A 23973-nucleotide genomic window follows, 5' to 3' on the forward strand; every position below is an offset into this window, starting at 1 on the left:
TCAGTGCTCGAACAGGTGCAGACGCTGCGCCGGCAGGTCCAGATTCAGGACATTACCGGCCTCGATACCCAGGTCGCGGACATCGTTGGCGGAAAAATCGGCAACCAGGGGTTCATCAACGCCGTCGATCTCCAGCTCGCTGCGCACGAAGGCGCCGAGGAACTCGAGTCCCCTGACGCGTGCCGAAATCAGGTTACTGGCGTCACCGTTGTAACGCGTGCGCACGTCCTCCGGGCGAATGGCGACACGCACCTCGCCATTGCCGTGAGGCGACAGGGTACGGCAATTCAGGGTTCGCTCGCCGATCCGGACCCGGCCCTCGCCGATTCGGATGGCGGGCAGAAAGTTCATGGTGCCGACGAACGAAGCAACAAAGGCGCTGGCCGGCTCTGCATAGATCTGTTGCGGCGTTCCCACCTGCTCGATGCAACCGTGATTCATCACCACGATGCGATCGGCCATGGCCAGCGCCTCCTCCTGATCATGGGTAACCATGATGGTGGTAACGCCGAGCCGACGCTGCAGTTCCTTGATCTCGTGCCGCAGGTGAACGCGAACCCGGGCATCGAGCGCCGACAGCGGCTCATCCAGTAACAGCAGCCCCGGCCGGGTGGCGATCGCCCGGGCCAGCGCGACCCGCTGCTGCTGACCGCCGGAGAGCTGCGACGGGTACTTTTTGCCGGCATCCGGCAGACCGATCAGCTCCAGCAACTCCGCGACCCTGGCCCGCACCTCGGAACGCCCGGTGCGCCGGTTACGCAGACCGTAGGCAATGTTGTCGGCCACATTCAGGTTCGGAAACAATGCGTAGGACTGGAACACGATGCCAAAATCGCGCTGTTCGGGCGGCAGCCAGGAAATCCTCTGACCGGCCTGGAAGATATCGCCCCCGGTTTGCAGCTGCAGGCCGGCGACGGCCCGCAGCAGGGTGGTCTTGCCACAGCCGGAAGGCCCCAGGAAGCAGACGAACTCGCCTTCGCGGATATCCAGACTGATATCGCGCAGTGCGACAAAGTCGCCGAACACCTGATGCAGACGCCGGATCGACAGATAACTTTCACTCATGCTCGGCCTCTTTGAATAGAAACGGCGCGCCCCCGAACGGCGCGCCCTTTGCCAGATCGGCGTTACTTGGCTTCGGACTTGCTGTCGTAACGACGCTGCCACTCGGTAAGGATGGCGTCGCGATTACCCGCAGCCCAGACAAAGTCGTTGTCGATCATCAGCGACTCGGGGTTCTCGGGGTAGAACTCCACCGGCTGGGCGACACCCGGGATGGCGACGACCGCATAGCCCTGGTTGTACATTTCGTTGGCCTTGCGAGACGCCGCGAAGTCCAGCAGTTTTTTCGCCGCGTCCAGTTTGTCCGTGCCCTTGACGATGGCCGCCGCTTCCATGTCCCAGCCCATGCCTTCGCGCGGGAACACCAGCTCAAGCGGCGCCCCCTTCTTCTTCAGTTTGGCGCCCTGGTAGGCAAAGGAGATACCGATCGGCGTTTCGCCGGTCGCCGTCAGCTTGCATGGTTTGGAGCCGGAATGGGTGTAGCGGGAGATATTGGTGTGTAGACGGTCCATGTAGTCCCAGCCCTTTTCTTCGCCGAACATCTGCAGCCAGGACGAGACGTCGAGGAAGCCGGTGCCGGAGGAGTTCGGGTTCGGCATGATAAGGTGGCCCCGATAAACCGGCTTGGTCAGATCTTCCCAGGAGGACGGCATCGGCAGGCCAAGCTTCTCGGCTTCGACAGTGTTGACGCAGATGCCCGCCACCCAGGCATCGAGCCCGATCCAGGACGGCACTGCGTCAGCGTCGCGGAATTTCGGCGACAGCGCCTCCAGGCCTGCCGGCGCGTATGGCTGCAGCATGCCTTCACCCTTTAGCACCAGCAGCGAGGTCGCCGCCAGGCCCCAGACCACGTCGGCCTGCGGATTGCTCTTTTCAGCCAGCAGCTTGGCGGTGACGATACCGGTGGAGTCGCGCACCCAGTTCACCTTGATATCCGGGTTCGCGTTCTCGAACTCACCGGCGTAGCGCTTGAGGTCTTCCGCCTCGAAAGCCGTATAGACGGTCAGTTCGGTAGCGGCATTGGCCTGCACAGCCGCAGCCAGGGCACCGGCCGCAGCCAGGGCACCGGCCGCAGCCAGTTTGTAAAACAGTTTTTTCAGGTTCATCGTCCAAGTCCTCGACTTCAATCTGGTGTATACCAATGAATGCGCACAGATTAAGTGTGGAGTTTGACGATTCGGTTACAGAAAAAAGAAACTCCCGTGACGCATCAGGAGTTGTCGAGACGGACCTGAATGTTCAGGGAATCATGGCGCCAGTGCTCGAGATCGTACTCCACCACTTCGCCGGCGGCATTGCGAACCACCCGCCGCACGCACAGGCAGGTGTAGCCCGGGGGCGCGTCGAGCAACGCCGCCTGTCCGGCGCTCAGTGCGCCGACGGTAATATCGAGCTCGACCACGGCATATTGCTGATCGTAATCACCCAGCATTACGGCGCTGACGGAGCGCTCGAGATCGCACTCGTAAATACCGGGAAGACGCCCCTCCGGCAGATAGATGGTCTCGATGTAGGCGGGCCGGCCGTTGGCGCCGCGCAGGCGCTGCAACTCGACCAGCGGCGCCTTGACGGACACCTCGAGCATCGACGCCAGCCGGTCGTCGGCGACGATTCGCTTTTTCAGCAGTTGACGGCTGAATGGCACCAACCCCTGATCGGCGACGTAGTCCATGAAGAAAGCCGCCCGGCTGGGGTTGTAGTTGATGCGCTGCGACGTGACGAACCAGCCGCGGCGGTTGGAGCGGTATATGAGTCCTTCGGCCTCGAGCTGCTTGAGGGCTTCGCGCGAGGTCACCCGCGTGGTATGCAGCGACTCGCTGAGCTCACGCTCGGAAGGCAGCCGGTCCTCCGGCAGCAGCTCACCACGCTCGATCCGCGATCGCAATTCTGCCGCCACCCGGGCTGACGTCACACCCCTGCCTGCTGCCACGCTTGCCTCCTTCAAAGATCCCCGAGCACAGAAAAAGCCGCCATTAACCAGCTGCAAGGTTACAGACCGATGAAGCATTTATGAACCACCCAGACGCACGATTGACAGTCGGTCCCGTCTGCAATTAAATATCTGGTATATACCAGAAAAAGATATCACGGAGTCGGAAACAAGATGCAGCAGCTGGAACTCAAGAAAGAAGGTGATATCAACCAGAGCGACGAACGGCAGCGCTGGCAGGCTGAGCGCCTCGACCGGGCCAGCCGCGACCTGCTCGAGGCGGATGCCCGGTATTTTCTGCACCAGGCGATGTCGACTCCCTGCCTCAACGCCCTCGAGGGCTGCGACGGCATCTACCTCCAGGATCTGCAGGGCCGGCGCTACATGGACTTTCACGGCAACAACGTGCACCAGCTCGGATATGGCCACCCTCACCTGGTCGCCCGCCTGCGGCAGCAGCTCGACGAACTGCCCTTCTGTCCGCGCCGATACACCAGCCAGGTTGCGGTCGACTGCGCCCGCAGACTCACGGAGCTCGCGCCGGGAGACCTGAACCGGGTGCTGTTCGCCCCCGGCGGCACCTCGGTCATCGGCATGGCGCTGAAGCTGGCGCGCCTGGTTACCGGGCGTCACAAGGTGGTGTCGCTCTGGGACTCCTTCCACGGTGCCTCGATGGATGCCATCGCAGTGGGCGGTACTCATTCCTTCGAAAAGGGCCTGGGCCCGCTATTGCCGGGCGTCGAACGGATCCCCCCGCCGACCCGCTACCGCGGCCCGTTCGCCTCGCAGGATGACGACCTCGCCTACGCGGACTACCTCGAATACGTGCTCGAAAAAGATCCGCAAGTGGGTGTTTTTCTCGCCGAGACCGTACGCAATACCGATGCCCAGATTCCGTCTCGCGCCTACTGGCAGCGGGTGCGAGAAATCTGTGACCGCCACGGCGTACTGCTGGTGCTCGACGAAATACCGATCGCCCTGGGGCGTACCGGCACCCTCTTTGCCTGTGAACGATACGGCATCGAGCCGGATATCCTCTGCATCGGCAAAGGGCTCGGCGGCGGTATCGTGCCCTTTGCTGCCATGCTGGCGAGAGATGGCCTCAATATCGCCGAGGACGTCTCGCTCGGTCATTACACCCACGAGAAAAGCCCGCTCGGCTGCGCCGCGGCGCTGGCGACCCTGGACGTGATCGAGCAGGAGGATCTGCTCGCCAAGGTGCAGGACCACGAACAGTTCATGGCCGTCGAGCTTAAGCGGCTGGCACGGCGCTTTGCCCTGATCGGCGACGTCCGGGGGGTCGGTCTGCTGTGGGGCCTGGAGCTGGTAAAGGACAGAAAAACCCGCGAGCGCGCAAGCGACGAGGCCGATGCCGTGATGTACGCCTGTCTCGATGCCGGCCTCAGCTTCAAGGTTTCCCAGGGCAACGTGCTGCAGCTGTCGCCGCCGCTGATCATCACCCGTGACCAGCTGGGCCAGGCCATCGCGATGCTGGAGCGGGCGCTGGAACAGGTCTCACACCGCTTCGGCTACTCCCACTGATTCCCACACAGGCGAAGAAACCATGACCGACAATTATCAGCCCTTCTGGTTCGACCAGGCCCTACAGCGCGAACGGCCGGCGGCTCCCGTGCCGCTGACACAGGATCTCGATGTCGACATCTGTATTGTGGGCGGCGGCTTCACCGGGCTCTGGAGTGCCATCAAGCTCAGGCAGGCGTGCCCGCACAGCCGCATCCTGCTGATCGAGGCGGATCGCTGCGGCAGCGGCGCATCCGGACGCAATGGCGGCTGCATGCTGACCTGGTCGACCAAGTATCCGACCCTCAGGCGGCTGTTCGGCGACACCGAGGCCCGCCGCCTGGTGCAGGCATCGGAGCAGGCGGTATGGGATATCGCCGACTTCTGTGACCGGCATGAGATCGACTGCGAGCTGCGACCCGGCGGCACGCTTTACACCGCCACCAGTGAGGCACAACGGGGCAGCATGACTCCGCTGGTCGCCGAGCTGGAGCGGCTCGGACTCAACAGCTGGCGCTCGCTGACACCGGCCGAGGTACAACGCCGGGCAGGTTCCGCAGCACACCTGGAAGGCTACTTCTCGCCCGCCGCCGGCAGCCTGCAACCCGGCTTACTGGTGCGGGGGCTCAAAGCGGTGGCGGAAAGCCTGGGCGTCGAGATCCACGAGCGCACCCCCATGGATCGGCTGATCGAAGGCGAGCCCGCCGAGATCCTGACGCCCCGGGCGCGCATCCGCGCGCGCCAGGTGGTGCTGGCCACCAACGCCTGGATGGCCCGACAGTTCCGGGAGTTCGCCAACAGTATCACGCTGGTCTCGTCCGACATGCTGATCACCCACCCGGTCCCCGAGCTGCTGGCGGAGTCGGACCTCGGCAACGGCTGTGCCGTGGTGGACTCGCGTACCTTCGTACACTACTACCGCAGCACACCGGACGGCCGCCTGATGCTGGGCAAGGGCGGTAACCTTTTCGCCTTCGGCAACCGGGTGCTGCCGGCGTTCGACGAACCCAGCCGCTACCAGCCGATGCTGCGCAACGCCCTGCACCGCTTCTTCCCGACCCTCGACAGCGATGCCATCGAGCGCACCTGGACAGGCCCCTCGGACCGATCTGTGACCGGCCTGCCGTTCTTTGGCCACCTGCGCGGCCGACGCAACATAGTCTATGGCTTCGGCTACTCCGGCAACGGCGTGGTGCAGACCTGGCTCGGCGGTGAAATCATCCGCTCACTGCTGCTCGGCAACGACGACGTCTGGAGCCGTTCCGGGCTGGCGCAGGGGCCGCGAGGGTACTTTCCCCCGGAGCCGCTGCGCTGGATCGGCGCCATGACCGTACGCCAGGCGATCCGACGCAAGGAAGCCGCCGAGGACGCAAACCGCAGACCCGGCAGGCTCGACTGCCGGCTGGCACGGCTCGCTGCCGCCGCCGGCAAGGCCGACAAGTAGCGTCCCGGACGCCCATCGGAGACCGGCACCGGCGCGGCGAGGTTTTCTGGCCGCGCCGAATCGGCGATACTGGAGCCTATTCCACTTATACAGAAGCAATACGGACGCGCTATGCCCTGGCTACAAATCAAGCTCTCGATCAAACCCGACGTCGCCGAGCAGTATGAAGATATACTGCTGGCGGCAGGCTGCGCGGCGGTCACCTACCAGGACTCGGCGGACGAGCCGATCTTCGAGCCGGATCTCGGCACCACGCCACTGTGGTCCGATACCACCATTACCGGTCTTTTCGCGGCCGAGCACGACCTCAAGGAAACCGAGAAGGTCGTGCGCCAGGCACACGAGCAGCTGTTCCCGGACCAGCCCATGCCGGAGTTTCGTGCCGAGATTCTGGAAGACAAGGACTGGGAACGGGAGTGGATGAGCAACTATCACCCGATGCGTTTCGGCCAGCGCCTGTGGGTATGCCCGAGCTGGCGCGAGGCGCCGGAGCCTGATGCCGTCAACCTGATGCTGGACCCGGGCCTGGCGTTCGGTACCGGCACCCACCCGACCACAGCACTGTGCCTGGAGTGGCTGGACGCCGAGCCCCTCGCCGGCAAGGGCGTGACCGACTACGGCTGCGGTTCCGGCATCCTCGGCATCGCCGCCCTGCTGCTTGGCGCCGACTCGGTACTGGCGGTGGATATCGACCCGCAGGCTCTGCAGGCCACCCGCAGCAATCTGGAGCGCAACCAGCTGGCCGCCGCACGGCTTGAGGCCTGCCTGCCCGAGCAGGCGCCTGAGCGCGAGTCCGATGTCCTGGTCGCCAACATCCTCGCAGGCCCCCTGGTGGAACTGGCGCCGACCCTGGCCAAAAGGGTCCGCAGCGGCGGCCGCATCGCGCTGTCCGGTCTGCTGGAACAGCAGGCCGGGGAGATTCAGGCCGCCTACAGCCCCTGGTTCCGCCTCGACCCCGTGGCCGAACGCGAAGGCTGGATCCGGATTTCCGGCACCCGGCTCTGATTGCCACGACAACTGCGGATTGAGCCATGCAGGACGGCCTGATCACCGAATGCCCCGAATGCCAGACCCGCTTCAACGTCAGCGACGGCCAGCTTCGGCTGGCCGGCGGCAAGGTGCGTTGCGGCGCCTGTCTCACCGTATTCGATGCGCGTGCCCACCAGCCTCTGCCACAGGGCTCCGACGAGGTGACGTCCCATGCGCCGGCGAGCGACGCCGCCACCGTGGCCGACTTTCGCTTCGACACCGAGACGCCGGTCGAGATCGGCGACAAGGCACCGGGCGGGCCGACACCGACGATCATGGAGCAGGCAGCGCAGGCCTCGCCAGTCGTTCAGCAGTGGACGCCGCCGCAACAGGACAGCCCACCGCTGCGACCAGCGCCCCCCCAAGCTGACAGGCCGCCACCGCCCCAGCCCGCGCCGCTGCCGCCACGGCTTTCGGTCGATGACCTGCACGCCGAACCGCTGCAGCTGCAGCGCGAGCCGGAGCCGGCATCCCCCACCGCAATCCTGGGCTGGTCCCTGGGCTGCCTTTTCGCCCTGGCTCTGCTGGCATCGCAGCTGGTCTGGTTCAACCGCCTGGAGTGGTCACAGCAGGAGCGGCTCGCCGGCTTCTACGAGATTCTCTGCAATCAGGTTCGCTGCAATATCCCGCCGCGCCGGGATATCGACAGTATCCGCAACCTGCAGCTGGTCGTGCGGGCGCATCCGCAATACCAGGAAGCGCTGAGCGTACACCTGCTGCTGGAAAACGATGCCGGTTTCGATCAGCCGTTTCCGGCGATCGACCTCACCTTCGCCGATATCCGCGGCCGCACCGTAGCCGAACGGCGGCTGCAACCGGGCGACTATCTGGATCCGGCGCTCAACCCGCTGCGCATGCGCCACCGCGAGCCCTACCAGATCAACCTGGAGGTGCTGGATCCGGGCCGCCGCGCGGTGAGCTACGAAGTCGAACTCGCACCCGCCACCCTCGCCTCCAATTAGCACCAGGACGCCCTTCGCGCAAGAGCGTTTTTGCTCATTTTTTCATCACTTACGGGTTGGAGAGGCAGGTGCGAAGGGGTATCATTGGCCGCCTTCCTTGAGTGAACCGATACGTAGCCCTTGCGGCTGCGCGGTGTTGTTTTCTCTGAATTAAGGTCAGCCATGTTCCAGATCGGACCCTACACCATTGACAGTCAGGTTGTTCTGGCGCCGATGGCAGGCGTTACCGACAGGCCTTTCCGTCAGCTCTGCAGACGGCTCGGGGCCGGCATGGTCGTTTCCGAAATGGTGACCTCCGATACCCGGCTATGGAACAGCCGCAAGTCCGCGCTCCGACTCGATCACGAGGGTGAGCCGGAACCCCGTTCCGTGCAGATCGCCGGCGGCGACCCCGAGATGATGGCCGAGGCCGCGCGCATGAACGCGGCACGCGGCGCCCAGATCATCGATATCAACATGGGTTGCCCGGCCAAGAAGGTCTGCAACAAGGCCGCAGGCTCCGCGCTTTTGCAGGACGAGCCCCTGGTTCGGGATATCCTGCAGGCGGTGGTCGAGGCGGTCGAGGTGCCGGTCACGCTGAAGATACGCACCGGCTGGAATCCGGACAACCGCAATGGCCTGCGCGTTGCCGGCATTGCACAGGACGCCGGCATCCGGGCGCTGGCCGTTCACGGCCGCACCCGCGCCTGCGGATACAAAGGTGCGGTGGAATACGACACCATCAGAGAAATCAAGCGGGCGGTAGAGATCCCGGTGTTCGCCAACGGCGATATCGACTCGCCGCAGAAGGCGCGAGAGGTACTGGACTTTACCGGTGCCGACGCCGTGATGATCGGGCGCGCGGCCCAGGGCCATCCCTGGCTGTTGCGGGAGATCGATCACTACCTGCGCCACGGGCATCTGCTCGTGGCCCCGTCCCGACAGGAAATCAGGGAAATCCTGGTCGAGCACGTGCAGGCCTTGCACCAGTTCTACGGTGAGTACATGGGTGTGCGCATCGCGCGCAAGCATGTGGGCTGGTACCTGCAGGCCGAACCGGGTGGCCGTCTCTTTAGACAGGCTTTCAATCAGTTGGAAACAGCAGACGATCAGTTTGCCGCCATAGACGGCTTTTTTGCGCAGGACGCAAACGCCGGCGCGGCGGCCTGATCACAGGCAATGGACAGACACCCAAAGTGGATATTAAAGAAATCAAGCAGCCGACTCTCGCCGCGCAACAGCCGCAGGACGCTCCGAACCAGACACTGCGTGACAACGTTCACCAGTCGCTGACGAACTACTTCAAGCAGCTGGACGGTCAACCGGTCACCGATGTCTACCAGATGGTGCTGGCCGAGATCGAGGCACCGCTGTTCGAAACGGTCATGGCCTACACCAAGGACAACCAGACCAAGGCCTCTCAGTTGCTCGGTCTGAACCGTGGCACCCTGCGCAAGAAGCTGAAGCAGTACGGACTGCTGTAACCGATTTCCTTCGTCAAACGGAACCCCGAATCAAGATGGCAGAGCAACAGAGTACCCAGGTCCGCCGTGCGCTGATCAGCGTCTCGGACAAGACCGGCATCGTCGAATTCGCCCGCGCACTGGCTGCGCGCGGTGTCGAAATCCTCTCCACCGGCGGCACCTTCAAGCTGCTGCGCGAGCAGAACATAGACGCGGTCGAAGTGTCCGACCACACCGGCTTCCCGGAAATGATGGACGGTCGGGTCAAGACCCTGCACCCGAAGATCCACGGTGGCATCCTTGGCCGCCGCGGCACCGACGACGCGGTGATGAGCGAACACGGCATCGCGCCGATCGACATGGTCGTGGTCAATCTCTACCCCTTCGCCGCCACCATCGCCCGCCCCGACTGCGACCTGCCGCTGGCGATCGAGAATATCGATATCGGCGGCCCGACCATGGTCCGCTCTGCCGCCAAGAACCACAAGGACGTCGCCATCGTCGTCAACGCCAGCGACTATGACGCCATCCTCGCCGAACTCGAAGCCGGCAACGGTCTCAGCTACAGGACCCGCTTCGATCTGGCGGTCAAGGCGTTCGAACACACCGCCGCTTACGACGGCATGATCGCCAACTACCTCGGCACCATCGTCGACGGCAGCGAACAGCAGCCGGCCGACTTCCCGCGCACCTTCAACACCCAGTTCGTCAAGGCGCAGGAAATGCGCTACGGCGAGAACCCGCATCAGAAGGCGGCGTTCTACGTCGAGGCGAATCCGGCCGAGGCCAGCATCGCCACCGCACGTCAGCTGCAGGGCAAGGAGCTGTCCTACAACAACGTCGCCGACACCGATGCGGCGCTGGAGTGCGTCAAGAGCTTCACCAAGCCGGCCTGCGTCATCGTCAAGCACGCCAACCCGTGCGGCGTCGGCGTGAGCCCGGAAGGCGGCATCCGCCAGGCCTACGAACTGGCCTACGCCACCGACACCGAATCCGCCTTCGGCGGCATCATCGCCTTCAACCGCGAGCTGGACGGCGATACCGCCCGCGCCATCGTCGAGCGCCAGTTCGTCGAGGTGATCATCGCGCCGCGCATCAGCGACGCCGCCCGCGAAGCGGTTTCCGCCAAGGCCAACGTGCGCCTGCTCGAATGCGGCGAGTGGCCGGCCGAACGTCACGCCGATCTCGACTACAAGCGCGTCAACGGCGGTCTGCTGGTGCAGAGCCGTGACATCGGCATGATCACCGAAGCCGATCTCAAGATCGTCACCCAGCGCGCGCCGACCGAGCAGGAAATCCACGACCTGATCTTCGCCTGGAAAGTGGCCAAGTTCGTCAAGTCCAACGCCATCGTCTACGCCAGGAACCGCCAGACCATCGGTGTCGGCGCCGGCCAGATGAGCCGCGTCAACTCGGCCCGCATCGCCGCCATCAAGGCCGAGCACGCCGGTCTCGAGGTCAAGGGCGCGGTAATGGCATCCGACGCCTTCTTCCCGTTCCGCGACGGTATCGACAACGCCGTCAAGGTCGGCATCTCCGCCGTCATCCAGCCGGGCGGCTCGATGCGCGATGAAGAGGTGATCCAGGCCGCCGATGAAGCCGGCATCGCCATGGTCTTCACCGGCATGCGCCACTTCCGTCACTAAGCGGAACCGTAGGAGAAACTGATGAAAGTACTGGTTATCGGATCCGGCGGACGCGAGCACGCCCTGGCCTGGTCCGCAGCCCGTGACGCGGCGGTCGAAAAGGTCTTCGTCGCGCCGGGCAACGCCGCCACCGCGACCGAAGCGAAGCTGGAAAACGTCGCCATCGACGTGCTCGACCTCGACGCTCTGGTGAACTTCGCCCGCGACAACGCCATCGACCTGACCATCGTCGGCCCCGAAGCGCCGCTGGTCGCCGGTGTCGTCGACCGTTTCCGCGAAGCCGGTCTGCCGATCTTCGGCCCGACCGCGGCGGCCGCCCAGCTGGAAGGCTCCAAGGCCTTCACCAAGGATTTCCTGGCGCGTCACGCCATCCCCACCGCCGAATACCAAAACTTCACCGAGATCGATCCGGCCATCGCCTACGTGCGCGAGAAGGGCGCGCCGATCGTGATCAAGGCCGACGGCCTGGCCGCCGGCAAGGGCGTGATCGTGGCGATGACGCTTGAGGAAGCGGAAGCGGCCATTCGCGACATGCTCGCGGGCAACGCCTTCGGCGACGCCGGCAGCCGCGTCGTGGTCGAGGAGTTCCTCGACGGCGAGGAAGCGTCCTTCATCGTGATGGTCGACGGCGAGCACGTGCTGGCGATGGCGACCAGCCAGGACCACAAGCGCGTCGGCGACGGCGACACCGGCCCCAACACCGGCGGCATGGGCGCCTACTCCCCCGCTCCGGTGGTCACGCCCGACATCCACCAGCGCGTGATGAACGAAGTCATCATGCCGACGGTGCGCGGCATGGCCAGCGAAGGCAACGAGTACACCGGTTTCCTTTACGCCGGCCTGATGATCATGGCCGACGGCACCCCCAAGGTGATCGAGTACAACTGCCGCTTCGGCGATCCGGAAACCCAGCCGATCATGCTGCGCCTCAAGTCGAGCCTGGTCGAACTGTGCCAGGCCGCGATCGAGCGTCGTCTCGACCAGGTCAGTGCCGACTGGGATCCGCGTCCATCCGTCGGCGTGGTCATGGCGGCCGGCGGCTATCCGGGCGACTACGCCAAGGGCGATGTGATCAGCGAGCCTGCCGAAACCCCGGCCGACAGCAAGATCTTCCACGCCGGCACCAGGCTGGTCGACGGCCAGGTGGTCACCGCCGGCGGTCGCGTGCTCTGCGTCACCGCGCTCGGCGACAGCGTCACCGAAGCCCAGCGCCGCGCCTACGAACTGGTCGGGCAGGTCAGCTGGAACGGCGCCTTCTACCGTACCGATATCGCCTATCGGGCCATTGCACGGGAAAAAGCCGAGGCTTAAGCGCTCCACCAACCGTGGGAGCGGCGCCCCGCCGCGAAGCTTTTTGCACAGGGTGCCAGATTATTCGCGGCGAGGAAGTGCCCGTAAGTTTGGGTGCGCCGCTCCCACGCTCAGTCTTCCAATGATTGACAACCAAATTGCCAACAGCCACCTTAGGGTGGCTGTTTTCATTTCGAGGGAATAACCCCATGACCCTGAGTATCTGGCTGACCCTGCTGGCAGCCGCCACCCTGATCAGTCTGTCCCCCGGCGCGGGCGCGGTGACGGCCATGAGCTACGGCCTCAGCCAGGGCGTACGCCGTGCCCAGCCCGCGATTCTCGGCCTGATCAGCGGCTACGGCACCCAGATCGTCGTGGTCGGTGTCGGCCTCGGCAGCCTGGTCGCCGCCTCGGTGACGCTGTTTACCGTCATCAAATGGATCGGGGTCGGCTACCTGGTCTGGCTCGGCATCCAGAAGTGGCGCGAAAAGGGCGACTTCCAGCTCGGCGAGGCCAAACCGGTACACTGGCGCCGCGCCTATCTGCAGAGCCTGCTGATCAATATCACCAACCCCAAGGGTCTGGTGTTCCTGGTGGCGCTCATTCCGCAGTTCCTCGATCCGCACGCCCCCCAGGCGCCGCAGCTGCTGATTATCGGTACCACCCTGGTGGCGGTGGACTGGTGCGTGATGACCGGCTACAGCCTGCTGGCTTCGCGTCTGCGCGCCTGGATGCGCGACGCCCGCGCCCGCCGCGCGCAGAACCGGGTCACCGGCAGCGCCCTGATCGGCGCGGGGCTGGTGCTGTCCGGTGCGCAGCACGCCTGAACTTTTGTACAATCGGGGCTTTGCGAAAGATCGACAAGCCGACAGGGATGTAATCGCAATGTTGACCGCGGTACGAAGCTCGCTTTCCATACTTCTGGCCCTTACGCTCGCCGCCTGCAGCAGCGATGCGCGGCGTGACGAGGTTCCAGCGCCGCAGTCTCCGTACTGCCTGCGCGGCGGCAGCGACGACGTCTACAGCTGCGACGAGGCCAGCCGGGAACCGCTCGACAGCACCGGGCAGCAACCGGACTACGCCCGGGCCGATCTGGATGCACGGCTGGCTGAAATCAAGAGCTGGCTACGCAGCGAAAAAGCCGCGCTGCAGAGCCAGCCGGGCAACGGCGACGAGTCGGACGTACGCCTGCCTCCCCCCACCCCGGAGCCGGCTCCCGCGACCGAGAAGGTCGCGCCACCGCTGCCGAGCCTGCTGCCCGATACGCCCTACCGCGAGGCGCTGGCGAAAGCCGCCGAACTGGAGCGACGGGGCTACCCGGAGCACGCCCGACAGCTGCTGCGCCAGCTCAGCCAGCAGTATCCGCGCCGCCCCGAGGCCTACAACAATCTCGGCGTGATGCTCGCCGCCAACGGCCAGTACAGCGAGGCCATCGAGCAGCTGCAGCTCGCGCTGGCAACCCACCCCCACTATGCCCGCATTCACGAAAACCTGCGCGACCTCTACGGCGCCATTGCCGACAGCACCTACACCGACGCAATGGGCATGCGCCGCCGCAGGGCGCCGCCGCAACTGCAGACCCTGGATGCAGCGCAGGACGCCGGGGACGACGACAGCATCGCCGCCCGCGTCGGCGCCCAGATCGAACTCTGGGCCGAGGCGCCCGGCTATACGCCCGAGCAGCAGGCATCGCTGTACCTGCCCGGATACCGCCCCGACGACGAAACCAGCCACCGCCTCTGGCTGGAGTCGCTGGCGCAGGACGACCGTACCTTCCGGCTGCAGGAATACGAGCTGGCGATCATGAGTCCCGACTGGATCGAGGTACGGGTGAGCGCCACCCGGCCCGGTTCCGACAAGCCCGAGCAGCATGTCCTGACGCTGGTGCGAAACGGCAGTCGCTGGCTTATCAGCTCCGAACGATAACTCTCCAGAACGCCCGTACACCGGCCGGCCTTCGGGCCGCGCCAGCCCTCCCGCGCATCTTCTCCGACGCCGCTCCGGCCCGCCAACTCCCCGCGCCCGGTTCATTTCGCACTTGCAAAATCAAACACTTATTTTCGATTTCGCCCCTGAACTTTAGCAAAAGCTGTGCTATCCAAAAGGTACAGCAATCGCAAGTTGCGGACGGGCGCCATCGCATTTTGCGTCACCCATACCCCGGGTGACGAGCCGACGGCGCCGCGGGCTCACAAGGCCCGATTGACCAGGTGCAACGGGCACCCCAGGCATACGGAGGACCCCGTCATGTTCAGACAGCTGGAAAACGCAGGTCTGGCCGATCTTCATTTCGCATCCGATCCCGAAACCGGCCTCAGGGCCATTGTCGCCATCCACTCCACCAAGCGCGGCCCCGCCATCGGCGGCTGTCGCTTCATCGAATATGCCTCCGACGACGAGGCCATCACCGACGCCATACGGCTGGCCCGCGGCATGAGTTACAAAGCGGCACTGGCGGACCTGCCCCACGGTGGCGGCAAGGCGGTGGTACTCAAGCCTGCGGGGAATTTCGACCGCAGTGCGCTGATGCAGAGCTTCGGCCGCTTCGTCGACAGCCTCGGCGGTCGCTACATCACGGCAATGGACAGCGGTACCCAGGTGACCGATATGGACGCCATCGCCACCCAGACCCGCTGGGTGAGCTGCACCAGCCAGGCCGGCGATCCCTCGCCCTACACCGCTCAGGGCGTGTTCGAGGGCATCTGCGCCGCCGTGCACCACCGTCTCGAGCGCGACCGTCTGACCGGCGTCAGGATTGCGCTGCAGGGGCTCGGTCATGTCGGCCTTGCACTGGCGCGGCAGCTTCATGCCGCCGGCGCGCAGCTGCTGGTCAGCGACCTCGACCGGACCCGGGTCGGCCAGGCGGTGCAGGCCTTCGGCGCCCGCGCCCTGGCGCCGGAAGAGATCTATGCAGCTCCGGCCGATGTTTTCTGCCCCTGCGGCCTCGGTGCGATCATCAACGATGACAGCATCGCGCAGCTCAACTGCGCCATCGTCGCCGGCTCCGCCAACAACCAGCTGGCGGAGGCACGACACGGCGAGCTGCTGCGCCAACGCGGCATCCTCTACGCCCCCGACTACCTGATCAATGCCGGCGGTCTGATCTTCGTTGCACTGCACCATGCCGGGGCCCCGGCCAGCGCCATTGCCGCCAAGGTCCAGGGTATCGGCAACCAGCTGACCGCACTGTTCGAGCAGGCCGACCGGGAGGGCCGGCCCACCAGCGAAGTCGCCGACAGCCGTGCCGAAGCGATTATCGCCCGGGCCGGCCGTCATGCCGGCCAGCACCCTCTCGAGACCCTGTGAACGATCCGACCGCTACCGGAGGAAACGCAGATGACGACCATTGCCTACCAGGGAGAGATCCGCTTTTGCCGCTATCTCGATGCCGCCGGCCAACCGGTCGGCGAGCTGCCGGACTGGGCCGGGAAACCCGACACCCTGGTCGAGTACTACCGCCAGATGACCCTGGCGCGCCAGTTCGATACCAAGGCCATCGCGCTGCAGCGCACCGGACAGCTCGGCACCTACCCGTCGCTGCTCGGGGGCGAAGCCATCGATATACCCACCGCCAGCCTGATGGATGACGAGGACGTGCTGGTGCCCTACTACCGCAATCACGCCATGCAGGTGATGCGCGGCTGCGACTGGCGCGACGTACTGCTGTACTGGGGCGGCGACGAACGCGGCAGCGCCAGCCCGGCGCTGCGTCAGGACCTGCCCAACTGCGTGCCGATCGCGACCCAGTGCCTGCATGCCTGCGGCGTCGCGGCGGCCTTTCGCATCCGCGGTGAGAAACGCGTCGCCGTGACCCTGTGCGGCGATGGCGCCACCTCCAAGGGCGACTTTCTCGAGGCGCTCAACGTCGCCGGCACCTGGCAACTGCCGCTGGTGTTCATCGTCAACAACAATCAGTGGGCGATTTCGGTACCGCGGGCGATGCAGTGCGGCGCGCCGACGCTGGCGCAGAAAGCGATCGGCGCGGGCATCCGCGGCGAGCAGGTCGACGGCAACGATGTCATCGCGGTGCATGAGGCGGTTGCGCTGGCCCTGGAGCGCGCCCGCGGTGGCAAGGGGCCTAGCCTGATCGAAGCCGTCAGCTATCGCCTGTCGGACCACACCACCGCCGACGATGCCACCCGCTATCGCAGCAGCGACGAGCTCAGAGCCGGCTGGGAACACGAACCGGTCAAGCGGCTGCGCAACTTCCTGCACGGTCGCGGCTGGTGGAACGAGGAACAGGAGCAGGCCTGGCAGGCCGATATCAGCCGGCGCGTCCAGCAGGCCGTCGACGCCTATCTCGCCACCGCGCCCGACGATCCCGGCGCCATGTTCGACCACCTTTACGCCGAACTGCCCGCATCGCTCGAGGCGCAGCGCGAGCAGGTTCGCGCCCGGGCGGCTGCCCGGGCCGCACGGCGGGAACAGGACTGAGACAGGAGGAAAGCGGCATGAGTCAGTCAATTACCCTCGTCGAAGCCGTCAACCTTGCACTGATGCACGAAATGGGCGCCGATGAGAATGTCGTTCTGCTGGGCGAGGATGTTGGCGTCAATGGCGGCGTCTTCCGCGCCACCGTCGGCCTGCTGGAGCGGTTCGGCCCGCGCCGCGTCATGGATACGCCGCTGGCCGAGAACCTGATCGCCGGCCTCGCCGTCGGCATGGCCACCCAGGGCCTCAAACCGGTCGCGGAGATTCAGTTCATGGGCTTTATCTTCCCGGTCATGGAGCAGATCATCGGCCACGCCGCGCGCATGCGCAATCGCACCCGCGGCCGGCTGAGCTGTCCGCTGGTGCTGCGCGCGCCTTTCGGCGGCGGCATCCATGCGCCGGAGCACCACTCCGAAAGCACCGAAGCACTGCTGGCGCAGATCCCGGGACTGCGGGTGGTCATACCCTCCTCGCCGGCGCGGGCCTACGGACTGCTGCTGGCGGCGATCCGCTCGCCGGACCCGGTGATCTTCCTCGAGCCCAAGCGCATCTACCGCGCCGTGAAGCAACCGGTCGAGGACAACGGCCAGGCCCTTCCCCTCGACACCTGCTTCACCCTGCGCGAAGGCAGCGACATCACCCTGATCAGCTGGGGCGCAATGGTGAAAGAAACCCTGGAAGCGGCCGATACGCTCGCAGGCGACGGCGTCAGCTGCGAAGTGATCGATGTCGCCACCCTTAACCTGCTGGACCGCGACACCCTGCTGGCATCGGTCAGCAAGACCGGCCGCGCCGTCATCATTCATGAAGCGCCACGCCACGGCGCCATGGGCGCAGAGATCGCCGCCACGCTGTCCGAACGCGGCCTGCTCGACCTGCAGGCCCCCATTGCCCGGGTGACCGGCTATGACACGGTCATGCCGTATTACCGAATGGAAGACCATTACATGCCGCAGGCGAGTGACATTGTCGATGCCGCCCGCCAGACCCTGGAGTTCGCATGAAATATTTCAAGTTACCGGACCTGGGCGAAGGCCTGCCCGAGGCCGAAATCCTGGAATGGCACGTCAAGGAGGGCGACAGCGTCAAGACGGACCAGGTCGTCGTCTCCGTCGAAACCGCCAAGGCCATCATCGAGGTGCCCTCGCCCCAGGACGGCACCATAGCGCACCTTTTTGGTGCTCCCGGCGACACCATTCATACCGGCGAGCCGCTGATCGAGTTCGAGGGCGATGACGCCTCGGGCGATGCCGGCACCGTGGTCGGCTCGATTGCGCGCGCCCGCGACGACAGCAGCCGCGATGACTTCATCATCGGCGCATCGCCGAGCACCCGCGCGCACCAGTCCGGCCGCGCCACGCCGGCTGTGCGCAGTCTGGCGCAGCGACTCGAGGTGGATATCGGCAGCATCAGCGGCAGCGGTCGCAACGGCCTGATCACCGTCGACGACGTCGAGCAGGCCGCCCGGATGAACCGCGACCTGGGCGCGCCAGAGCCGCTGCGCGGCGTGCGCAAACAGATGGCCCGCAATATGGCCGAGGCCCACGCCCAGGTGGTGCCGGTCACCCTGTTCGACGACGTCGACATCCACCACTGGCCGGAGGGCACCGACATTACCATGCGCCTGGCACTGGCTATCGCCGTGGCCTGCGCGCGCGAGCCGTCACTCAATGCCCGGTTCGACGGTCAGCACCTGAACCGGCGCCTGCAGGACAGCGTACACCTGGGTGTCGCCGTGGATACCGAGCAGGGGCTGTTCGTGCCGGTGCTGCGCGATATCGGCAATCGCGGCAGCGATGACCTGCGGGCCGGTCTCGACCGGATGCGGGCCGATGTCAGGGCCCGCACCATACCGCCGTCGGAGCTGCAGGGCGCCACCATCACCCTCAGCAACTTCGGTACCTTCTGCGGACGCTATGCAACTCCGGTGGTGGTGCCCCCCCAGGTCGCCATCGTCGGCGCCGGCAAAATCCGCTGCGAACCGGTGTGGCTGGGCGACCACGTCGAAGGCCACCGGCTACTGCCGCTGTCAGTGACTTTCGATCATCGCGCGGCCACCGGCGGTGAGGCGGCCCGATTTATGCAGGCCATTATCGAGACACTGGGGGCAAACGCCTCCTGAACTTGCTCCGGCGCATCGTATCAAAGGGTTGAAGAAAAACGGATTTCGCTTTTATCGGGCGGACCCGCATGAGCTCACCAAAGCTGGGCTACACTTGAAACAAAGGAGGGCACTCGGGACCGAACGGAGCTGTAAAAACCTTGCCAATCAAGTGGTAATGAGACAGGAAGGTAGCCAATATGAGTATTTTTGAGCACTTCAAAGCGCGCTATTCAGCGACGCAGCAGGAAGAGATGAGCCTGCATGAGTACCTGGCACTGTGCAAGACGGATTCGCTGGCTTACGCCAACGCCGCCGAACGCATGCTCAAGGCGATCGGGGAGCCGGAAACAGTGGATACCTCGAGGGATTCACGCCTTAGCCGCATCTTTTCCAACAAAGTGATCAAGCGCTATCCGGCCTTCTGCGATTTCTATGGCATGGAGGAGGCGATCGAAAACATCGTTTCCTACTTCAGGCATGCCGCCCAGGGTCTCGAGGAACGCAAGCAGATTCTTTACCTGCTCGGCCCGGTCGGCGGCGGCAAGTCCTCGCTGGCGGAAAAACTCAAGCACCTGATGGAGCATGTCCCCTTCTACGCCATCAAGGGCTCGCCGGTGTTCGAGTCCCCGCTCGGCCTTTTCAATCCCGAAGAGGACGCCGATATCCTGGAGCAGGAATACGGCATTCCGCGCCGCTACCTCAAGGGCATCATGTCGCCCTGGGCCGTCAAGCGCCTGCGCGAGTTCGGCGGCGACATCGGCCAGTTCCGCGTGGTCAAGCTCTACCCCTCGATCCTGAACCAGATCGCCATCGCCAAGACCGAACCGGGCGACGAGAACAACCAGGACATTTCGAGCCTGGTGGGCAAGGTGGATATCCGCAAGCTGGAAGAATTCCCGCAGCACGATCCCGATGCCTACAGCTTCTCCGGCGCCCTGTGCCGCGCCAACCAGGGCATGATGGAATTCGTCGAGATGTTCAAGGCGCCGATCAAGGTCCTGCACCCGCTGCTGACCGCGACCCAGGAAGCCAACTACAACAGCACCGAAGGCATGGGGGCCATACCCTACGACGGCATCGTGCTGGCGCACTCGAACGAATCCGAGTGGCAGACCTTCAAGAACAACAAGACCAACGAGGCCTTCATCGACCGCGTCTACATCGTCAAGGTGCCCTACTGCACCCGCGTCTCGGAAGAGGTCCGCATTTACGAAAAACTGCTCGAGAACAGCTCGCTGAACGAATCGCCCTGCGCGCCGGACACCCTGAACATGCTGGCGCAGTTCACCACCCTCTCGCGCATCAAGGAACCGGAAAACTCCAGCATCTACTCCAAGATGCGCATCTACGACGGCGAAAATCTCAAGGACACGGACCCCAAGGCCAAGTCGCTGCAGGAATACAAGGACTCCGCCGGCGTCGACGAGGGCATGAACGGCCTCTCGACCCGTTTCGCATTCAAGATCCTGTCCAAGGTGTTCAACTTCGACCCGACCGAAGTGTCGGCGAACCCTGTCCACCTGCTTTATGTGCTGGAGAAGGAAATCGAACAGCAGCAGTTCCCGACGGAAACCCAGGACCGCTATATCGGCTTCCTCAAGGAGTATATCGCACCGAAGTACATCGACTTCCTGGGCAAGGAAATCCAGACCGCCTACCTCGAGTCCTATTCGGAGTACGGTCAGAACATCTTCGACCGCTACTGCACCTACGCCGACTTCTGGATTCAGGATCAGGAGTACCGGGATCCCGAAACCGGCGACATTCTCGACCGTCAGGCCATCAATGAGGAGCTCGAGAAGATCGAAAAACCGGCCGGCATCAGCAACCCGAAGGACTTCCGCCACGAGATCGTCAACTTCGTGCTGCGCGCCCGCGCCAACAACAACGGCAAGAACCCGACCTGGATGAGCTACGAGAAAATGCGTACGGTCATCGAGAAGAAGATGTTCTCCAATACCGAGGATCTTCTGCCGGTCATTTCCTTCAACGCCAAGGCCTCCTCGGAGGACCAGCGCAAGCACGGAGAGTTCGTCAAGCGCATGATCAACCGCGGCTACACCGAGAAGCAGGTGCGGCTGCTGTGCGAATGGTACATCCGGGTACGTAAATCCCAGTAACAGTACCGGACGCGTTCTGTCCGGTCGTGTCGGGGCCCGCTCCACCGACGCCGTATCCTCCGGCGTCAGGGCCTCGACCGGTTAAGGAGTAGGGTATGAGCTACATCATTGATCGTCGCCTGAACGCAAAGAAGAAGAGCACCGTCAACCGGCAGCGCTTCCTGCGTCGCTATCGCAAGCATATCAAGCGTGCTGTCGAAGAGGCGGTCAATCAGCGCTCAATCCGGGATATCGACCAGGGTGGCCAGGTAACGATCCCGAGCCGGGACATTTCGGAGCCTGTGTTCCACCACGGCGACGGCGGCCAGCGCAAGCGCGTCTATCCCGGTAACAAGGAGTTTGTTGAAGGCGACGAGTTTCGCCGCCCCCAGGGCGGTGGTGGTGGCGGTGCCGGCAAGGGCAAAGCCAGCAACCAGGGTGATGGCATGGACGACTTCACCTTCAGCATCAACCAGGACGAATTTCTCGATTTCCTGTTCGAAGGGCTCGAACTGCCCTATATGGTCAAGAAGAAACTGCGCGACGCCACCCAGTTCGAAACCCGGCGCGCCGGCTTCACCAACTCCGGCTCGCCGGAAAAGCTTCATATCGTGCGCTCGCTGCGTGCCGCACACGCCCGCCGCATCGCGCTTTCGGGCTCGGACCGCAAGCTGATTCGCGAGCTCAAGAAAGAACTCTGGGCGCTCGAGGAGGCCACCACCGACCTCGAGACCAAGGCCCGGGCCGACGCCCTGCGGGCCGAGATCGAGGCCCTCGAGAAGAAGGTGCGTCGCATGCCCTTCATCGACGACTTCGACCTCAAGTTCAACAACCTGGTGCGGATTCCGGTACCGTCGAGCAAGGCCGTGATGTTCTGCGTCATGGACGTGTCGGGCTCGATGACCCAGGCCATCAAGGACATGGCCAAGCGCTTCTTCCTGCTGCTCTACCTGTTCCTGACCCGCAACTACAAGCAGATTGAAGTGGTTTTCATTCGCCATCATACCCATGCCAAGGAAGTGGACGAGGAGGAGTTCTTCTACTCCCGCGAAACCGGCGGCACCATCGTCTCCAGCGCCCTGACGCTGACCGGCGACGTCATACGCGACCGCTATCCGGCCGGCGACTGGAACATCTACGTCGCCCAGGCCTCGGACGGCGACAACTGGGACGGCGATTCCGACGCCTGCCGACAAATCCTGATCAACCGGGTACTCCCCCACGTTCAGTATTTCGCCTACGTCGAGATCACCACAGGTCCGCACCAGAATCTGTGGCTCGAATACGAACGGGTGCGCGAAGCCTTCCCGGAAACCTTCGCGATGCATCAGATAGAAGATGCCTCGGATATCTATCCAGTGTTCCGCAAGCTCTTCGCCCGCAAGATGGAGGGTGCTGCATGAGCGCGACCAAGAAGAAACGAAAGCAGCCACTGTCGACGGGATCCGAGTGGACCTTCGAGCTGATCGAAGCCTACGATCGTGAAATCGGGCGCATCGCGAACGGGTTCGGGCTCGATACCTACCCCAATCAGATCGAAGTGATCACCTCGGAGCAGATGATGGACGCCTACTCGTCCATCGGCATGCCGCTCAACTACAACCACTGGTCGTTCGGCAAGCAGTTCGTCGAAACCGAGCAGCGCTACAAGCGCGGCCAGATGGGGCTGGCGTACGAGATCGTCATCAACTCCAATCCCTGCATCGCCTATCTGATGGAGGAGAACACCATGACGATGCAGGCGCTGGTGATCGCCCATGCCTGCTACGGTCACAACTCCTTCTTCAAGGGCAATTACCTGTTCCAGACCTGGACCGACGCCACCGCGATCATCGATTATCTGCTGTTCGCCAAGAAGTACATCACCGACTGCGAGGAGCGCTACGGCGCCGAAAATGTCGAGGAATTGCTGGACTCCTGCCACGCGCTGATGAACTACGGCGTCAACCGCTACAAGCGCCCCAAGCCGATCACCGCCGACGAGGAGCGCAAGCGTCAGCGGGCGCGGGAAGAGTACATCCAGCGCCACCTCAACCAGCTGTGGAACACTATTCCGCAGAAAGACACACACGAGGAGGCACAGGAGATCCACTTCCCGAAGGAACCGGAAGAAAATATTCTCTACTTTGTCGAGAAAAATGCCCCGCTGCTGGAACCCTGGCAGCGCGAAATCGTGAGGATCGTGCGCAAGGTCTCGCAATATTTCTATCCGCAGAAACAGACCCAGGTGATGAACGAGGGCTGGGCATGCTTCTGGCACTACAACCTGTTGCACGGTCTGTACGACGAGGGCCTGGTCACCGACGGCTTCATGATGGAGTTCCTGCACAGCCACTCGAGCGTGGTCTATCAGCCGCCATTCGACTCGCCCTACTTCAACGGTATCAACCCCTATACCCTGGGCTACAACATGATGCAGGACATACGTCGCATCTGCGAAAGGCCGACCGACGAAGACCGCGAATGGTTCCCGGAGCTGGCCGGCAAGCCCTGGCTCGACGCGATGCACTACGCCATGCACAACTTCAAGGACGAAAGCTTTATCCAGCAGTACCTGTCGCCGACGCTGATCCGCGAACTCAAGCTGTTCACCATAATGGATGATTCCGAGAGCCCGACGCTCAAGGTGTCCGCGATCCACAACGAGTCCGGTTACCAGCGTATCCGCGAGGATCTTTCGGCGCAGTACAACCTCGGTAACCGCGAGCCCAATATCCAGGTTTACAACGTCAATGTGCGTGGTGACCGCTCGCTGACCCTGCGTCACTACATGTACAATAACCAGCCGCTGGGCGAGAGCGCCGACGAGGTGCTCAAGCACCTGCACCGCCTCTGGGGTTTCGACGTGCACCTGGAATCGGTCAAGCCGGACGGCACCGTCTGTGCCCAGCATCACTGCCCGCCACGGGAAGTACTGGAAACGCTCTGATCGTGTCACAGCGCCGCCCGACGGAACGCCGCCTAGACCAAAGCAGGCGAAAAGCGCAGTAGTAGGATGGGTGAAACGACGCTT

General features: G+C 64.0%; 20 protein-coding genes. 17 read left to right on the plus strand and 3 right to left on the minus strand.

The window, feature by feature from the left end:
* From IEX85_RS11715 to IEX85_RS11725, 3 genes are all read right to left on the minus strand, one after another.
* Nucleotides 1-1065 carry a putative 2-aminoethylphosphonate ABC transporter ATP-binding protein gene (locus tag IEX85_RS11715; protein ID WP_188860776.1) on the minus strand — a complete coding sequence of 355 codons (1065 nt, stop codon included), beginning with the start codon at nt 1063-1065 and terminating at the stop codon, nt 1-3.
* A 62-nt stretch (nt 1066-1127) separates the two neighbouring features.
* Nucleotides 1128-2168: a putative 2-aminoethylphosphonate ABC transporter substrate-binding protein gene (locus IEX85_RS11720; protein ID WP_188860777.1), complete on the minus strand. Its 1041-nt coding sequence runs from the start codon at nt 2166-2168 to the stop codon at nt 1128-1130.
* Nucleotides 2169-2272: 104 nt separating this feature from the next.
* Nucleotides 2273-2992: a UTRA domain-containing protein gene (locus IEX85_RS11725; protein ID WP_188860778.1), complete on the minus strand. Its 720-nt coding sequence runs from the start codon at nt 2990-2992 to the stop codon at nt 2273-2275.
* A gap of 174 nt (nt 2993-3166) precedes the next feature.
* On the opposite strand from IEX85_RS11725, the gene IEX85_RS11730 reads away from it, so the two are divergent.
* From IEX85_RS11730 to IEX85_RS11810, 17 genes are all read left to right on the plus strand, one after another.
* Entirely contained in the window at nt 3167-4534 is a 1368-nt protein-coding gene (locus IEX85_RS11730) for an aspartate aminotransferase family protein (protein WP_188860779.1), read from the plus strand.
* 22 nt (nt 4535-4556) lie between these two features.
* The gene (locus IEX85_RS11735; protein WP_188860780.1) at nt 4557-5957 is read left to right on the plus strand and encodes an FAD-dependent oxidoreductase; all 1401 of its coding nucleotides are present in this window, start codon (nt 4557-4559) and stop codon (nt 5955-5957) included.
* A gap of 111 nt (nt 5958-6068) precedes the next feature.
* Nucleotides 6069-6962 (plus strand): 50S ribosomal protein L11 methyltransferase, encoded by an 894-nt coding sequence (gene prmA / locus IEX85_RS11740; RefSeq protein WP_188860781.1) that lies wholly within the window; start codon nt 6069-6071, stop codon nt 6960-6962.
* Between the two features lie 26 nt (nt 6963-6988).
* Entirely contained in the window at nt 6989-7948 is a 960-nt protein-coding gene (locus IEX85_RS11745) for a DUF3426 domain-containing protein (protein WP_188860782.1), read from the plus strand.
* A 162-nt stretch (nt 7949-8110) separates the two neighbouring features.
* Nucleotides 8111-9097: a tRNA dihydrouridine synthase DusB gene (gene dusB / locus IEX85_RS11750; RefSeq protein ID WP_188860783.1), complete on the plus strand. Its 987-nt coding sequence runs from the start codon at nt 8111-8113 to the stop codon at nt 9095-9097.
* 32 nt (nt 9098-9129) lie between these two features.
* Complete coding sequence (gene fis / locus IEX85_RS11755; protein WP_188860917.1) at nt 9130-9411, plus strand: DNA-binding transcriptional regulator Fis; 282 nt, start codon at nt 9130-9132, stop codon at nt 9409-9411.
* Between the two features lie 35 nt (nt 9412-9446).
* Nucleotides 9447-11036: a bifunctional phosphoribosylaminoimidazolecarboxamide formyltransferase/IMP cyclohydrolase gene (gene purH / locus IEX85_RS11760; protein ID WP_188860784.1), complete on the plus strand. Its 1590-nt coding sequence runs from the start codon at nt 9447-9449 to the stop codon at nt 11034-11036.
* A gap of 21 nt (nt 11037-11057) precedes the next feature.
* A complete protein-coding gene (gene purD / locus IEX85_RS11765; protein WP_188860785.1) occupies nt 11058-12347 on the plus strand; it encodes a phosphoribosylamine--glycine ligase in 1290 nt (429 codons plus the stop codon).
* A 188-nt stretch (nt 12348-12535) separates the two neighbouring features.
* Nucleotides 12536-13153 (plus strand): homoserine/homoserine lactone efflux protein, encoded by a 618-nt coding sequence (gene rhtB, locus IEX85_RS11770; protein WP_188860786.1) that lies wholly within the window; start codon nt 12536-12538, stop codon nt 13151-13153.
* 58 nt (nt 13154-13211) lie between these two features.
* Nucleotides 13212-14252 carry a tetratricopeptide repeat protein gene (locus IEX85_RS11775; RefSeq protein WP_188860787.1) on the plus strand — a complete coding sequence of 347 codons (1041 nt, stop codon included), beginning with the start codon at nt 13212-13214 and terminating at the stop codon, nt 14250-14252.
* Between the two features lie 321 nt (nt 14253-14573).
* Entirely contained in the window at nt 14574-15632 is a 1059-nt protein-coding gene (locus tag IEX85_RS11780; RefSeq protein ID WP_188860788.1) for a Leu/Phe/Val dehydrogenase, read from the plus strand.
* Nucleotides 15633-15662: 30 nt separating this feature from the next.
* A complete protein-coding gene (gene pdhA / locus IEX85_RS11785) occupies nt 15663-16760 on the plus strand; it encodes a pyruvate dehydrogenase (acetyl-transferring) E1 component subunit alpha (protein WP_188860789.1) in 1098 nt (365 codons plus the stop codon).
* Nucleotides 16761-16777: 17 nt separating this feature from the next.
* Nucleotides 16778-17761, plus strand: a complete 984-nt coding sequence (locus tag IEX85_RS11790; protein ID WP_188860790.1) for an alpha-ketoacid dehydrogenase subunit beta — start codon at nt 16778-16780, stop codon at nt 17759-17761.
* Nucleotides 17758-18879, plus strand: coding sequence for a dihydrolipoamide acetyltransferase family protein (locus IEX85_RS11795; RefSeq protein WP_188860791.1), 1122 nt, complete (start codon nt 17758-17760; stop codon nt 18877-18879). Before IEX85_RS11790 ends, IEX85_RS11795 begins: the two co-directional genes overlap by 4 nt.
* A gap of 179 nt (nt 18880-19058) precedes the next feature.
* Nucleotides 19059-20981: a PrkA family serine protein kinase gene (locus IEX85_RS11800; RefSeq protein ID WP_188860792.1), complete on the plus strand. Its 1923-nt coding sequence runs from the start codon at nt 19059-19061 to the stop codon at nt 20979-20981.
* A 95-nt stretch (nt 20982-21076) separates the two neighbouring features.
* The gene (locus tag IEX85_RS11805) at nt 21077-22363 is read left to right on the plus strand and encodes a YeaH/YhbH family protein (RefSeq protein WP_188860793.1); all 1287 of its coding nucleotides are present in this window, start codon (nt 21077-21079) and stop codon (nt 22361-22363) included.
* Entirely contained in the window at nt 22360-23889 is a 1530-nt protein-coding gene (locus tag IEX85_RS11810) for a SpoVR family protein (RefSeq protein ID WP_188860794.1), read from the plus strand. Before IEX85_RS11805 ends, IEX85_RS11810 begins: the two co-directional genes overlap by 4 nt.
* Nucleotides 23890-23973 lie beyond the last annotated feature (84 nt).

This window comes from Marinobacterium nitratireducens, from assembly GCF_014645375.1.
Classification (GTDB): domain Bacteria; phylum Pseudomonadota; class Gammaproteobacteria; order Pseudomonadales; family Balneatricaceae; genus Marinobacterium_A; species Marinobacterium_A nitratireducens.

Excerpts from the sequence above, each read along its gene's own strand:
- prmA (WP_188860781.1), top strand. The coding sequence starts at position 6,069 with ATGCCCTGGCTACAAATCAAGCTCTCGATCAAACCCGACGTCGCCGAG.
- IEX85_RS11775 (WP_188860787.1), top strand. The coding sequence starts at position 13,212 with ATGTTGACCGCGGTACGAAGCTCGCTTTCCATACTTCTGGCCCTTACG.
- IEX85_RS11720 (WP_188860777.1), bottom strand. The coding sequence starts at position 2,168 with ATGAACCTGAAAAAACTGTTTTACAAACTGGCTGCGGCCGGTGCCCTG.
- IEX85_RS11730 (WP_188860779.1), top strand. The coding sequence starts at position 3,167 with ATGCAGCAGCTGGAACTCAAGAAAGAAGGTGATATCAACCAGAGCGAC.
- IEX85_RS11715 (WP_188860776.1), bottom strand. The coding sequence starts at position 1,065 with ATGAGTGAAAGTTATCTGTCGATCCGGCGTCTGCATCAGGTGTTCGGC.
- pdhA (WP_188860789.1), top strand. The coding sequence starts at position 15,663 with ATGACGACCATTGCCTACCAGGGAGAGATCCGCTTTTGCCGCTATCTC.
- purH (WP_188860784.1), top strand. The coding sequence starts at position 9,447 with ATGGCAGAGCAACAGAGTACCCAGGTCCGCCGTGCGCTGATCAGCGTC.
- IEX85_RS11805 (WP_188860793.1), top strand. The coding sequence starts at position 21,077 with ATGAGCTACATCATTGATCGTCGCCTGAACGCAAAGAAGAAGAGCACC.
- IEX85_RS11795 (WP_188860791.1), top strand. The coding sequence starts at position 17,758 with ATGAAATATTTCAAGTTACCGGACCTGGGCGAAGGCCTGCCCGAGGCC.
- IEX85_RS11735 (WP_188860780.1), top strand. The coding sequence starts at position 4,557 with ATGACCGACAATTATCAGCCCTTCTGGTTCGACCAGGCCCTACAGCGC.
- IEX85_RS11780 (WP_188860788.1), top strand. The coding sequence starts at position 14,574 with ATGTTCAGACAGCTGGAAAACGCAGGTCTGGCCGATCTTCATTTCGCA.
- IEX85_RS11800 (WP_188860792.1), top strand. The coding sequence starts at position 19,059 with ATGAGTATTTTTGAGCACTTCAAAGCGCGCTATTCAGCGACGCAGCAG.
- dusB (WP_188860783.1), top strand. The coding sequence starts at position 8,111 with ATGTTCCAGATCGGACCCTACACCATTGACAGTCAGGTTGTTCTGGCG.
- purD (WP_188860785.1), top strand. The coding sequence starts at position 11,058 with ATGAAAGTACTGGTTATCGGATCCGGCGGACGCGAGCACGCCCTGGCC.
- rhtB (WP_188860786.1), top strand. The coding sequence starts at position 12,536 with ATGACCCTGAGTATCTGGCTGACCCTGCTGGCAGCCGCCACCCTGATC.
- IEX85_RS11745 (WP_188860782.1), top strand. The coding sequence starts at position 6,989 with ATGCAGGACGGCCTGATCACCGAATGCCCCGAATGCCAGACCCGCTTC.
- IEX85_RS11790 (WP_188860790.1), top strand. The coding sequence starts at position 16,778 with ATGAGTCAGTCAATTACCCTCGTCGAAGCCGTCAACCTTGCACTGATG.
- IEX85_RS11810 (WP_188860794.1), top strand. The coding sequence starts at position 22,360 with ATGAGCGCGACCAAGAAGAAACGAAAGCAGCCACTGTCGACGGGATCC.